The sequence below is a fragment of the Pantoea sp. Ep11b genome, assembly GCF_040783975.1.
In the GTDB taxonomy this organism is placed as follows: domain Bacteria; phylum Pseudomonadota; class Gammaproteobacteria; order Enterobacterales; family Enterobacteriaceae; genus Pantoea.
On the sequence record NZ_CP160631.1, the window covers coordinates 3,232,892 to 3,246,450 of the forward strand.

The 13,559-nt window shown below is 58.7% G+C and carries 12 protein-coding genes; 4 read left to right on the forward strand and 8 right to left on the reverse strand.

The window, feature by feature from the left end; genetic code table 11:
- Positions 1–126: 126 nt before the first annotated feature.
- Both AB1748_RS15140 and AB1748_RS15145 read right to left on the reverse strand, forming a co-directional pair.
- Positions 127–735, reverse strand: a complete 609-nt coding sequence (locus tag AB1748_RS15140; protein ID WP_111139328.1) for a DsrE family protein — start codon at positions 733–735, stop codon at positions 127–129.
- 31 nt (positions 736–766) lie between these two features.
- On the reverse strand, positions 767–1,372 hold the full coding sequence (locus AB1748_RS15145) for a DsrE family protein (protein ID WP_111139327.1): 606 nt from the start codon (positions 1,370–1,372) through the stop codon (positions 767–769).
- Between the two features lie 759 nt (positions 1,373–2,131).
- Here AB1748_RS15145 and AB1748_RS15150 point away from each other — a divergent pair.
- Positions 2,132–3,595, forward strand: coding sequence for a M48 family metallopeptidase (locus tag AB1748_RS15150; protein WP_111139326.1), 1,464 nt, complete (start codon positions 2,132–2,134; stop codon positions 3,593–3,595).
- A gap of 28 nt (positions 3,596–3,623) precedes the next feature.
- Positions 3,624–3,965 (forward strand): arsenate reductase (glutaredoxin), encoded by a 342-nt coding sequence (gene arsC / locus AB1748_RS15155; protein ID WP_111139325.1) that lies wholly within the window; start codon positions 3,624–3,626, stop codon positions 3,963–3,965.
- Here arsC and hda read toward each other — a convergent pair.
- The 3 genes from hda to upp form a co-directional block, all read right to left on the reverse strand.
- Positions 3,962–4,663, reverse strand: coding sequence for a DnaA inactivator Hda (gene hda, locus AB1748_RS15160; protein ID WP_233498975.1), 702 nt, complete (start codon positions 4,661–4,663; stop codon positions 3,962–3,964). The genes arsC and hda overlap by 4 nt on opposite strands.
- A gap of 107 nt (positions 4,664–4,770) precedes the next feature.
- Positions 4,771–6,054, reverse strand: coding sequence for a uracil permease (uraA, locus tag AB1748_RS15165; protein WP_367396348.1), 1,284 nt, complete (start codon positions 6,052–6,054; stop codon positions 4,771–4,773).
- 114 nt (positions 6,055–6,168) lie between these two features.
- On the reverse strand, positions 6,169–6,795 hold the full coding sequence (gene upp / locus AB1748_RS15170) for a uracil phosphoribosyltransferase (protein ID WP_111139322.1): 627 nt from the start codon (positions 6,793–6,795) through the stop codon (positions 6,169–6,171).
- 229 nt (positions 6,796–7,024) lie between these two features.
- Here upp and purM point away from each other — a divergent pair, with 229 nt between their 5' ends.
- The gene (purM, locus tag AB1748_RS15175) at positions 7,025–8,065 is read left to right on the forward strand and encodes a phosphoribosylformylglycinamidine cyclo-ligase (RefSeq protein WP_111139321.1); all 1,041 of its coding nucleotides are present in this window, start codon (positions 7,025–7,027) and stop codon (positions 8,063–8,065) included.
- On the forward strand, positions 8,062–8,700 hold the full coding sequence (gene purN / locus AB1748_RS15180) for a phosphoribosylglycinamide formyltransferase (protein ID WP_111139320.1): 639 nt from the start codon (positions 8,062–8,064) through the stop codon (positions 8,698–8,700). Before purM ends, purN begins: the two co-directional genes overlap by 4 nt.
- A 245-nt stretch (positions 8,701–8,945) precedes the next feature.
- On the opposite strand, the gene pstB is transcribed toward purN, so the two are convergent.
- Genes pstB through AB1748_RS15195 form a run of 3 tightly spaced genes read right to left on the reverse strand, consistent with a single transcriptional unit; the run spans position 8,946 to position 13,450 of the window.
- Positions 8,946–9,719, reverse strand: a complete 774-nt coding sequence (gene pstB / locus AB1748_RS15185; RefSeq protein WP_293772880.1) for a phosphate ABC transporter ATP-binding protein PstB — start codon at positions 9,717–9,719, stop codon at positions 8,946–8,948.
- 6 nt (positions 9,720–9,725) lie between these two features.
- Positions 9,726–11,360, reverse strand: a complete 1,635-nt coding sequence (gene pstA / locus AB1748_RS15190) for a phosphate ABC transporter permease PstA (protein ID WP_367395689.1) — start codon at positions 11,358–11,360, stop codon at positions 9,726–9,728.
- Positions 11,357–13,450 carry an ABC transporter permease subunit gene (locus AB1748_RS15195; protein ID WP_367395690.1) on the reverse strand — a complete coding sequence of 698 codons (2,094 nt, stop codon included), beginning with the start codon at positions 13,448–13,450 and terminating at the stop codon, positions 11,357–11,359. Before AB1748_RS15195 ends, pstA begins: the two co-directional genes overlap by 4 nt.
- Between the last annotated feature and the right edge of the window lie 109 nt (positions 13,451–13,559).

Genomic DNA, 13,559 nt, shown 5'->3' on the forward strand with positions numbered 1-13,559 from the left:
CATCTGACCTTGTCGCTGTCATTGACAACGAACGACAGCCCTCTGCGCGGGCCGGGAACAGATAAGGGAAGCAGGATTGACGAGGGAGCAGCAGGTGACAGCGGCAGTGACGCCGCTGTCAGACGTTTACAGCATCAGGAAGGCGTAGCCGCTGTTTTCCAGTGTCGCCACAGTGGTGCCGCTGGAGATGGTGTGTGTAACCATCGGGTCGATCCAGTTGCGCTCAAGCTGATGAAACGCCACTGACTGGTCGCAGATGGTGACCTGCACGCCCGCTTTTTTCAGTTCGCTAATCAGCTTCAGGTTCGGGTTATCCACGCCGTAGGCTTTGCTGAACTGCGCATTATTCAGGGCTGAAGAAACCGCATCGCCATTAATCGAGACCACAAATTTCAGCTGGTCGAGTGGTACACCCGCCGCATAATAGAGGTTAGTAACGCGTGCCACGCGCTCCAGCCCCAGATTCGGCTTGCGGATATCCCCTTCATTATGGTTGATCTGGAAAACAATTTTATTACTCAGACCAGCGGTGGTGCCGGGTTTAAACGCGGGCGTATCGACATAATGTATTTTTCCGTAGCCTTCAATGGCTGGCGTACTCCAGAAATCAGCAGGCTCAGCTTTATTATCTGCTACTTTGCCGCTGACTTTGTCAAATAACGCCGGCAACTGTAAAACGTTGCCCCCGATAAATCCGGCCACGGCCGCCATGACCACTAACGCTGCTGGACGCATTCACTTTTCTCCCGGTTATTAAAAATATTCATTACATTGCCAGCCACGCGTAGCCCTGATTCTGCAGGGTTGATACGGTGGTCGGACTGGAAAGCGCATGGATGACCGATTTATCAATCCAGTTATTCGGATAGTGATGGAATGCCACAGACTGATCGCAGACTGAGACTTTCACACCCGCCTGATTCAGCTCATTAATCAGCTTGAGGTTGGGATTGTCGATGCCATAAAACTGTCTGAAATGGGCGTTATCCAGCATGGCCGGGGTCGCATCACCGGTGACCGAAACCACAAACTTCAGCTGATCCGCCGGGACACCCGAGGCGATATAGAGATTTACCACGCGCGCCACGCGCTCCAGTCCCAGATTAGGGGCGGTCATGGCGCCGTCGCTGCGGGTGATCTGAAAAACGATTTTATTACTGAGGCCCGCGACCGGTTTAAACGCGGCATCAGGCTCGTAATGAATTTTGCCGTATCCTTCAATGGCGGGTGTGCTCCAGAATCCTTCGGCTTCCTGAGGCTCGGTTGCAAAATGGCGTGAAACTTTGTCATAAATATCGCCACTCTGAGTGACAGCCGCGCCAACGACGCCGCCAATAATGGCGATTAACGCGTAAGAAACCACTGAACGCATATTACTTCTCTCCGGCAAATCAAATAAGGTCTGGCAGATTCAGGACTGAATCTGGTCGGCTATCTATATCACAGCACGGGTATAACTCACGCCTGTGTAAATTCAGGTCAGCACCACAGTGATAACCCGCCAAAATGATTCACCGGCAGAATTAATCGAAAAGTTTCATACAGCGTGAAAAAGGGTATTCTTAGAAATGGCCCTGATGATTCAACCCTTCACCTCACAGTTTCTCGTCATTAAGAAATAAAAAGCAGCCAGGCTTAGCTGGAATAAAAAAAGAGAAAGGGGAATAACGATTTAATTTGTCGATGGCAGAATAAAAGATTTCTGAATTTCTGGCGTGACTTTTTCAGAGTAGACCTGGAAAAAACCGTGCCACATTCAATTTTTTTGAGTGAATTTACATAACTTTAAAAAAAGGGCCGGCACCCTTTTTATCCTCACCCAGCATTTTCTGCTCTATTCTGGCGATGCCTGACCGGATCCATTGAATAACCCGCCATTTTCCTCTTCGCTCACGCGGCAATCCCTTCAGGGCTGGTATCGTTTAACTGCCGTTTAGGTTACCGTGATATTCAATTTTTTTCGCCAAAATCCACGATCTTGCACAAATTACGCCGGGCAGCAGGCAGAAAACGCCATTTCTTTCTTTTAGTGCTCTGGTTAAGATAGGGCCGGACTGCTGCGATCGGCGAAATGGGGAACGTTCCCGCTGCGCATCTGTCCATTCTCAGGGCCCCTCTACAGGATTAAGGCATGTTGAACCGGTTAAAGAAAACGCTGATCGCCGCGCTCCTTCCGACACTCATCTTCACAACACTCTCACCGGCTTATGCCGATATCAGTGATTCGCTTCCCGATATCGGCACCACAGCCGGTTCGACGCTGTCGATTAATCAGGAGCTGCAGATGGGCGACTTCTATGTGCGCCAGCTGCGCGCCAGTGCCCCGCTGATTAACGATCCGCTGCTGAATCAGTACATCAATCAGCTGGGCCAGCGCCTGGTTTCGCACGCCGACGCCGTGAAAACGCCTTTCCACTTCTTCCTGATCCAGAACGATGAGCTTAATGCCTTTGCCTTCTTTGGGGGCAATGTAGTGCTGCACTCGGCCCTGTTCCGTTTTACCGAGAATGAAAGCCAGCTGGCGTCCGTGATGGCGCATGAGATCTCACACGTTACCCAGCGCCACCTGGCACGCGCGATGGAAGACCAGAAGCGCAATGCGCCGCTGACCTGGGTCGGCGCGCTGGGCTCAATTCTGCTGGCGATGGCCAGTCCGCAGGCGGGCATGGCCGCCCTGACCGGCACCCTGGCAGGCACACAGCAGGGCATCATCAGCTTTACCCAGGGTAATGAGCAGGAGGCCGACCGTATCGGGATTCAGGTTCTGCAGCGTGCCGGGTTCGATCCTCAGGCGATGCCGAACTTCCTGCAGAAGCTGGCCGATCAGAGCCGCTTCTCCTCAAAGCCGCCTGAGATCCTGCTGACGCACCCGCTGCCCGACAGCCGTCTGGCGGATGCCCGCAACCGGGCGAATCAGATGCGGCCCGTAGTGGTGCAGTCGACGGAAGATTTCTATCTGGCGAAGGTGCGTGCGCTGGGGATGTACCCGACCGGACGCAATCAGCTGACCGACGAACTGCTGAGTCAGTATGCGGGCGGCAATGCCCGTGAGCAGATGGCGTCACAATATGGCAAAGCCATACAGTTTCTGCAGGCGAAAAGCTTTGCCGATGCGAAGCGCATCATGACGCCGTTACTGGCGAAGCAGCCCAACAATATCTGGTTCCTGGATATCATGTCGGACATCGACATCGGCCTGAATCAGCCGCAGCAGGCCATTGCGCTGCTGAGCGCCGCCAGCGGAGCCAAAAACAGCCCGGTGGTCCAGCTTAACCTCGCCAATGCCTATGTCGAAGCGAAGCAGTATGCCAGCGCCAGCCGGATCCTGAATCGCTACACCTGGACCAACAAAGATGACCCCAACGGCTGGGACCTGCTGGCGCAGGCGTCTGCCCAGCAGGGACTGAATGATGAAGAGCTCTCCGCGCGGGCGGAGAGTCTGGCGCTGAATGGTCAGCTCGACCAGGCGATTACCACCCTCAGCAGCGCCAGCGCCCAGGTGCCGCTCGGCAGCCTGAAGCAGGCGCGCTACGACGCCCGTATCGACCAGCTGCGTCAGTTACAGCAGCGCTTTAAACAGTATCAGAAAGGGTAAAATTCACCGCCACAGAAGGAGAATCAGGATGGTGACGATCTATCATAACCCGCGCTGCAGCAAGAGCCGCGAAACGCTGGCGCTGCTTACCGCTCGCGGCATAGAGCCGGAGGTGGTGCTCTATCTGCAGACACCACCCGATCGCGAAACGCTGCAAATCCTGTTGCAGAAGCTGGGGATGCAGAGCGCACGGGCATTGATGCGGACTAAAGAGACGATCTATCGCGAGCTGGCACTCAGCGACAAAAGCGAAAGTGTGCTGCTGGATGCGCTGGTGAATAATCCGGTGCTGATTGAGAGGCCGATTGTAATTAATGGCGACAGGGCACGCATCGGCCGTCCGCCGGAAGCGGTGCTCGACATTCTTTAAAGGCCGAGCGTCTCTTTTACGAATGGAATGGTGAGTTTGCGCTGGGCGCTGATAGAAGCGCGATCGAGCCGATCCAGTGTATCGAACAGGGTGCGCATTTCACGATCCAGCCGCTTCAGCAGGAAACGGCCCACATCTTCCGGCAGTTCAAATCCGCGCAATCCGGCGCGCAGCTGAAGTGCCTGGAGTTTATCTTCATCAGAGAGCGGCTGCAGGCGATAGATCTGACCCCAGTCCAGCCGTGACGCGAGATCGGGCAGTTGCAGATTAAGCTGACGCGGTGGACGATCGCCGGTAATAAACAGGCGCGTGTTACCGGTTTCGAGGATACGGTTGTAGAGATCGAAGATCGCCATTTCCCACTCCGGCTCGCCGGCAATACATTCGATGTTATCGATGCAGACCAGCGACAGCTGCTCCATCCCTTCCAGCACTTCCGGCACAAACCAGGTACGTTTATCGAGCGGCACATAGCCGACCGCCTCATTGCGCGCTGACATCTCCGCGCAGGCGGCATGCAGCAGATGGCTTCGTCCGCCCCCTTCGCGTGACCAGAAGTAGAGATAGCTGCCATGTTGCTGATTAAGAGCGCCTTTCAGTGCGGCAATCAGCGACGGGTTTTCCCCCGGCCAGAAGCTGGAGAAGGTTTCGTCGTCTGGTAAATAAAGTGGCAATGACAATTGTGCCGGCGTGTTCAGAAGCACCTCAGCAAGAGAACAAGCAAAAAATCGGGGGAAGTCTAACACAGTTTTCAGAAAGAGATGAATGGGGCGTCCCTGCCCCGATCCCGTGACTCAGGCCGGGATCACGGTTCGCGCGGTTCGTCGGCTTCCAGCACCACTTCTTCCGGGCGCAGCAGCGAGATCACACGGAAGATCAGCGCCAGGCCAACACCCACGATCGTCGCCAGCGCCATGCCTTTCAGCTCCGCCGCGCCGATATGCACCTTCGCGCCGCTGACGCCGATGATCAGGATCACGGAGGTGAGGATCAGGTTCTGCGCCTTGTTGTAATCGACTTTAGATTCGATCAGTACGCGGATACCGGATGCGCCGATCACGCCATACAGCAGCAGCGAGACGCCACCCATGACCGGCACCGGGATCGCCTGGATCATCGCCGCCAGCTTGCCGACGCAGGAGAGCAGGATCGCCAGAATTGCCGCGCCGCCGATGACCCAGGTACTGTAGACACGGGTAATCGCCATCACGCCAATATTCTCGCCGTAGGTGGTGTTCGGCGTGGAACCGAAGAAGCCGGAGATGACCGTCGATAAGCCGTTGGCAAACATCGAACGATGCAGACCCGGGTCGCGGATCAGATCCTTTTTCACGATATTGGCGGTAACGACCAGATGACCGATATGCTCGGCGATGACCACCAGCGCCGCAGGCAGAATCGTCAGCATCGCCACCCACTCAAAACGCGGCGTGTAGAAGGTTGGCAGGGCAAACCACGGCGCGCGCTCGACGCCGCTCCAGTCCACGATACCCATCGCTGCGGAGAGCAGATATCCCACGACCACCCCAACCAGAATCGGGATGATCGCCAGGAAACCGCGGAACAGCACCGAACCGAATACCGTCACCGCCAGCGTCACCAGCGAGATCAGTACCGTTTTACTGTCGGGCGCACTGCCTTCAGCGGGCAGCAGGCCCGCCATATTGGCGGCCACGCCAGCCAGTTCCAGACCAATGACGGCGACAATCGCCCCCATCGCTGCGGGCGGAAACATCACGTCGAGCCAGCCGGTCCCGGCGCGTCTGACGATCAGTGCCACAATGCAGAACAGCACGCCACACAGAATAAATCCGCCCAGCGCCACCTCATAGCCCAGCGGCAGCAGCAGCAACACCGGCGAGATAAACGCAAAACTGGATCCCAGGTAGGCGGGGATTTTGCCTTTACAGATAAAGAGATAAATCAGTGTGCCCACCCCGTTGAACAGCAGCACGGTGGCCGGGTTGATATGGAACAGAATCGGCACCAGCACGGTGGCGCCAAACATGGCGAACAGGTGTTGCAGGCTGAGCGGAATGGTTTGCAGTAACGGCGGTCGTTCACTGACGCCAATGGCGCGACGAGTCATCATTTATCCCCTTAGGTTATCTCTCCCGCCGGTCCGCGCCGCAGCAGCAGGCGCGCCCGTTCCGGGCACTTTTTTTTGCCAAAAAAAAGCCGACTCTCTGGTCGGCTATGCGATTTATTTGGTTCCGAAAATTTTGTCCCCGGCATCGCCGAGTCCGGGAATGATGTAACCCTTTTCGTTCAGCCCCTGATCCACTGATGCGGTGTACAGCTCAACATCCGGATGCGCTTTCTCCAGTGCCGCGATCCCTTCCGGCGCCGCCACCAGCACCAGCACCTTGATGCTGGAGCAGCCCGCTTTCTTCAGCAGGTCGATGGTAGCGATCATAGAGCCACCGGTAGCCAGCATCGGATCGACGACCAGCGCCAGGCGCTCTTCGATGTTAGACACCAGCTTCTGGAAGTAAGGCACCGGCTCCAGCGTCTCTTCATCGCGGTAGACGCCCACCACGCTGATACGGGCGCTGGGAACGTGCTCCAGCACCCCTTCCATCATGCCAAGACCGGCACGCAGAATCGGCACCACCGTGATTTTTTTGCCTTTGATCTGGTCGATCTCTACCGGGCCGTTCCAGCCCTCAATGGTGACGCGCTCTGTTTCCAGATCGGCAGTCGCTTCGTAGGTCAGCAGGCTGCCCACTTCCGACGCCAGCTCGCGAAAACGCTTTGTACTGATATCATGCTCACGCATCAGGCCCAGTTTATGTTTGACCAGCGGGTGTCTGACTTCCACGATCTTCATTGGTGTTCTCCCGGAATGAGTTGAGCTAAAAAAAATCGCGGGATTATACCGCCTTTTGGACGGCGCGCCACCTCTCCTTGCGCAATACCGCGGCTTTTACAGGGATAAACAGAGGATTGATGAAATTCGTCCGATGCGCAATCCCGGACTCGCAAACGTTTGCCTGCACTGATAGAATTGCCGCGCTTTATTTTAAACCACCAACCGCAACTCGCGTGGGGACCTCGCAGTGACCGACAAAACCTCTCTCAGTTACAAAGACGCCGGTGTTGATATTGATGCTGGTAACGCTCTGGTTGACCGTATTAAAGGCGTAGTGAAAAAGACGCGTCGCCCGGAAGTGATGGGTGGACTGGGCGGTTTTGGTGCGCTTTGCGCGCTGCCGCAGAAATACCGTGAACCCGTGCTGGTTTCCGGCACCGATGGCGTGGGCACCAAGCTGCGTCTGGCGATGGATCTCAAACGTCACGATGCCATCGGCGTTGACCTGGTCGCGATGTGCGTCAACGATCTGGTGGTTCAGGGCGCCGAGCCGCTCTTCTTCCTCGACTATTACGCCACCGGGAAACTGGATGTGGAAACGGCCTCTGCGGTGATTACCGGTATCGCTGAAGGGTGTCTGCAGTCAGGTTGTGCGCTGGTAGGCGGTGAAACCGCCGAGATGCCAGGCATGTATCACGGCGAAGATTATGACGTGGCCGGGTTCTGCGTCGGCGTGGTGGAAAAGTCAGAAATCATTGATGGCAGCAAGGTGCAGGATGGCGACGTACTGATCGCCCTCGGCTCCAGCGGCCCGCACTCTAATGGTTATTCGCTGGTGCGCAAAATTCTGGAAGTCAGCAACACCGATCCGCTGTCTGAACAGCTGGAAGGCAAACCACTGGCCGACCATCTGCTGGAACCGACCCGCATCTATGTGAAGAACATCCTGAGCCTGATTGAGCAGGTCGATGTGCACGCGATTGCGCATCTGACCGGCGGCGGCTTCTGGGAAAATATTCCGCGCGTGCTGCCTGACAACACCCAGGCGGTCATCGACGAGAAGAGCTGGCAGTGGCCGGCCGTCTTCAGCTGGCTGCAGCAGGCGGGCAACGTCAGCCGTTTCGAGATGTATCGCACCTTTAACTGCGGTGTGGGCATGGTCATTGCCCTGAGTCCGGCCGACGCCGATAAGGCGATTGCGCTGATGCAGGCGGCGGGCGAGAAAGCCTGGAAGCTGGGCGTGATCAAAGCGTCTGATGCTGAAGAGCGTGTGGTTATTAACGGATGAAAAAGCTGGTTGTACTGATTTCCGGCAACGGAAGTAACCTTCAGTCCATCCTTGACGCCTGTGCAAGCGGGCGGATTCACGGCAGCGTGGCTGCCGTGTTCAGCAACCGTGCCGCCGCGTATGGCCTGACGCGGGCGCAGGAGGCGGGCGTACCCGCGCATGCGCTTGCCGCCAGCGACTTCGCCGACCGTGAAGCCTTTGATCGCCAGCTTATCGCGGCGATCGAGGCGTACTCGCCCGATCTGGTTGTGCTGGCGGGCTATATGCGGATCCTCAGCCCCGCGTTCGTCGCCCATTTTCACAATCGCCTGCTGAATATCCACCCTTCTCTGCTGCCGAAATATCCGGGCCTGCATACGCACCGTCAGGCGCTGGAGAATGGCGACAGCGAACATGGCACCTCCGTGCATTTTGTCACCGAAGAGCTGGATGGTGGCCCGGTGATCCTGCAGGCGAAAGTCCCGGTTTTCCCTGGCGATAGCGAAGCGGAGATTACCGAACGGGTTCAGCATCAGGAGCATGCGATCTATCCGCTGGTGATCGGCTGGTTTGTCGAGGGCAGGCTGACGATGCGTGACGGTAAAGCCTGGCTGGATGGCAAACCGCTGCCGCCGCAGGGCTATGCTAACGACTGAGGCGGCGGGGAAAGCCGGTGCTTTCTGGCAGAGTAACGGCGCAGCGAGCCTGAGCAAAGCGGTAAAAAAACGCCCTCGCTCAGCGCAGGCGATGACGTCCCCTCCCTGAAGGCTAACATTTTGCGATGTCTGAAAACGCTCCCGGCGTTTTTATCCCTGGCCCGTCAGTTGCTACTGCGGGCACAGGCTTTTATCGCTTCGATGACATGAGCCGCCCTGAAAGCCGTCTGCCCCCTGCCCCCGACTTAGCCGTAGCGCCCCGTAATATAATCTTCGGTCCGACGCTGTTTCGGCGCGGTAAAGATGCGATCGGTCTCGTCAAACTCCACTAACGTGCCCTGATGCATAAATGCGGTGTAATCGGAGACGCGCGACGCCTGCTGCATGTTATGCGTCACCAGCACCAGCGTGAAATGCTGCCTGAGCGTGGTCATCAGCTCTTCAATGACCAGCGTAGAGATGGGATCCAGCGCGGAAGTCGGCTCATCCAGCAGCAGCACTTCCGGCTCAATCGCGATGGCGCGGGCGATCACCAGACGCTGCTGCTGGCCGGTAGAGAGCGTCAGCGCATTCTGCGACAGCTGGTCTTTCACCTCACTCCAGAGCGCCGCCGCCCGCAGCGCCCGTTCGCAGGCTTCGTTCAGCACCCGCCGATCGCGCACGCCCTGCAGACGCAGTCCGTAGACCACATTTTCATAGATCGATTTAGGAAAGGGGTTGGGCCGCTGAAACACCATGCCGACCCGACGGCGCAGCGCCGAGAGATCCTGTTCGGGGCGCAGGATCGACTGCGATCCCAGCAGCACGTCACCCTCGACCCGGCAGTGATCGATCACGTCGTTCATGCGGTTAAAGCAGCGCAGCAGCGTCGATTTACCACAGCCTGAAGGACCAATCAGCGCGGTGATCCTGTTTTTTGGCACCTGCAGCGAAATATCCTGCAGCGCCTGGCGCTCGCCATACCACAGCGACAGATGGTTAACGGTCAGCGCGATATCCGTGTCGGACGTCATAGTCATAGCCTGTTATTGAGTCATAAGACGAAAGCGTTCACGCAGACGGTGACGCAGACCCATCGCCAGCAGATTCAGTGAGAGAATAATCAGCACCAGCAGCAGTGCGGTCGCGAAGACCAGCGGACGGTCTGCTTCAATATTCGGACTCTGAAACGCCAGATCGTAAATCTGGAAGCCCAGATGCATAAACTTGCGGTCCAGATGCAGATAAGGGAACACTGCGTCCACCGGCAGCTCCGGCACCATCTTGACCACGCCCACCAGCATCAGCGGCGCGGTTTCCCCGGCAGCACGCGCGACGGCCAGAATCAGACCGGTCAGCATGGCGGGCACCGCCATCGGCAGGACCACGTTCCACAGCGTTTCCGCCTGAGTGGCCCCCAGCGCCAGCGATCCCTGACGCAGGCTGTTGGGAATGCGGGATAGCCCCTCTTCGGTCGCCACAATCACTACGGGCAGCGTCAGCAGGGCCAGCGTCAGCGACGCCCAGAGCAGGCCGGGCGTGCCAAACGTGGGATTAGGCAGCGCGCTGCTGAAAAACAGCCGATCAATCGTGCCGCCAGCCAGCCAGACAAAGAATCCCAGGCCAAAGACGCCATAGATGATTGAGGGCACGCCAGCCAGATTGACTACCGCAATACGTACCAGCCTCGTCAGCGCATGACGCCCCGCATATTCATGCAGCCAGATAGCGGCGACAACGCCCAGTGGCATCACCACCACCGACATCAGCAGCACCATCAGCACGGTGCCGAAGATGGCCGGAAACGCCCCGGATTCGCTTTCCCCTTCGGCGGGTGAATCACTGACAAACCGCCATAACTGATGCAGAAAATGCACTATCTTGCCGCTCAGCGTCATGGCGTTCGGCTGCCAGCTGTCGACGATTTCGGTCAGCGGGATCGCATGTTCAGTGCCCTGGACATCACGCAGGATGAGCTGATCACGCTGACTCTGCAGTTGCAGAGCCGCGAGCGTCTCGCTCAGCTGATTAAAGCGGCGCTGCAGGGCGGCCTGATTGGCCTGATATTCCGATTCGGCCTGCAGATCGAAGCGCCCGGCAGCGCGGTTTCTGGCTGCCTGCTCGTCAAGATCTTCACGCTGGTTATTCAGGCGCGCCATATCGACCCGACGGATCTGATTCGCCTGCCGCACCAGCATCTGTACCTGCCCCAGCCGCTGATGCAGCAGCGCATCGGGATGCTGTGCGGTTAACTCTTCATTGTCCTCCCGCAGGCCGACAAACCAGCCATAGGCCAGGCCGTGGCTGCGCCGCTGCAGCACCATGACCTCCGCTGGCTGGCTGACCTTCGCCGCACTCCGGCTGTAGATGACCCGGAAGTCTGGCGCATCCCAGTCGCGGTTACCGGTTTTCACCAGGTAGCGGTGAACCTGCCCGCCGCTATTGCCCTGTTCATCGGCCGGAGCCGGAAAGTGACGCTGATGATCCAGGGTTTCGCCCAGCAGGCGCGTCTCGCCGCCCGCTGGCTGGCTGAACGTATACAGATCCACCCGCTGCGGCCAGAAGGCACGCACCCCCTGCCAGGCCAGCAGCCCGATCAGCAGCGTAAAGGCCAGCAGGCAGACCGCTACGGCCCCGGCGGTTAACCAGCGCCAGCGGTCGTTCTGTCGCATCGCCTTCATGCCTGCTCCTCCTGCTGACTGTAACGCTGGCGCAGCCGCTGACGGATCAGTTCGGCCACGGTGTTGATCACCAGCGTAAAGATCAGCAGCATCAGGGCGCTGAGAAACAGCACGCGATAATGGGCACTGCCCGCCACCGCTTCGGGCATCTCGATAGCGATATTCGCCGACAGCGCGCGCAGGCCGCTGAACAGTCCGCCTTCGCTCTGCGGCGTATTACCGGTGGCCATCAGCAGAATCATGGTTTCGCCCACGGCCCGCCCCAGCCCGATCATCAGCGCGGCAAAGATACCGGCCGAGGCACCGGGCAGGACGACGCGGGTCAGGGTCTGCCACGGCGTGGCCCCCAGCGCCAGCGACCCCTGTCCCAGGGCGGCCGGGACGCTGAACAGGGCATCTTCGGAAAGCGTAAAAATCAGGGGCACCAGCGCAAAGCCCATCGCCAGCGCCGCGACCAGCAGATTGCGCTGCTCATAGTGGGGCAGCCAGTCGCCCGCATCCGGGATAAACAGCGTGGGCAGCCACAGCGTCAGCAGCGTGACCAGCAGCAACAGCGGCAGCAGAATCAGCACCTCACGGCCCGGCCGCCGCCAGCGCGACGGTAAGCGGGCGCTGAGTATGCCGCACAGCAGTAGCGTGCCCGCCAGCGTCAGCGGCAGCAGCAGGACGCCCACCAGCGCCTGTCCGATATGCGGCGCCAGCCAGATCCCGGCAATCAGCCCCACCACTACGCTCGGCAGCGCGCCCATCATCTCGATAGCTGGCTTTACCCAGCGCCGTAATCCGGGCGACATGAACCAGGCGGTGTACATCGCCGCGGCCAGCGCCAGCGGTGTGGCAAACAGCAGCGCTAAGCTGGCCGCTTTTAACGTTCCTGTCACCATCGGCATCAGACTGAATTTTGCCTGATAGCTGTCGCCCGCCGCAGTGGACTGCCAGACCCAGTCCGGTCCGGGATAATTTTCATACCAGATTTTTTGCCAGAAACTGCGCCAGGTGACGTCCGGCCAGGGATTATCCAGCCGCAGGCGCTGCCAGCTTCCCGCCCGCTCAATCAGCAGGCTGTCGCCCTGAGGTGAAAACTGCGCCTGCACAATGCCAGGCGCCAGCTGACGCTCCAGAATCGGGCCAGGCTGCTTACTGGCAAAGAGGCGTAACAGCCCCTGCGGGCTGATCGTCGCAAATACCCGCCGTTGTGATTCTGTCACCAGCAGCGTGCCGTCGTCGCTGCGGCTGTCGGCAAACGTCCGGATACGCTGCAGGCGCGGCCCCTGCTCGCTGGCGACAGCGAACCACTGTGTGACGCCGGTGCGATCCTGAATCAGCAGACTTCTGCCGCCCACCAGCAGATGCAAACTTTGCGGGCGCTGCGGCAGCGTGTGGGTTTCGCGCAGATGCGCCCGATCGTCATCCAGTTGCCAGACGCGCAGCAGGCTGCCCTCCGTGGTGTAGAGCAGATCGCCTGAGGGAGAGAGAACCAGCAGATCCAGCTGATCCTGAGGCAGTGAGAACACTGAGGCCTGGCGATCGGTGCCCAGCGTCAGCACCCGCAGTCCGGCACCCGTGATCGCCGCGATACGCCACTGACCGGCCTGGCGCGTTGCCAGCGCCATCTTTGTCACCGCACCCTCGGGCAGATGAAAGGGTTTGTCGCCCAGCGGAAAATGCCACTGCCCGTCAGTGGTGGGCTGTAACAGCGTCAGCGCGCCCTGCATGTTCAGCAGCAGCGTCTGTTCATCACTGCTCCGCACCACCTCATCGGGCGGCGGCGTCAGCGCCAGCGCCGGTTCAGCAGGCTGACCATCCAGCGGAATAAAACGCGCAGCGCCCTGGCTGCTGATACGCCAGCCTATCCGGCCCAGATTGCCTGTTGCGACAGCAGGCGCACGATCCCAGAGCTGCTGGCTGGGCATCACTTGCACGCCCGGCGCACTGAAGAGCGGAAGCACCACGCCAATCAGCCAGCAAAACAGCAGCAGCATTAACAGCAGGATCGCCACGCCACAGCAGGTGATCAGCCGCCGCGTCAGCCGATCAACGGCACGACGCTTACGATCGCTGAATTGGACAGGAATGTGGTTTACGCTCATGCGGTTCCGGTAGCAGGCTAAAATAAGCCGCTATGTTGCCCGTAGCCGATTGATAAGACAACTGCTGGCGTTGGACAACGCTGCCATACTCTCGCCATAATGTTTGTGG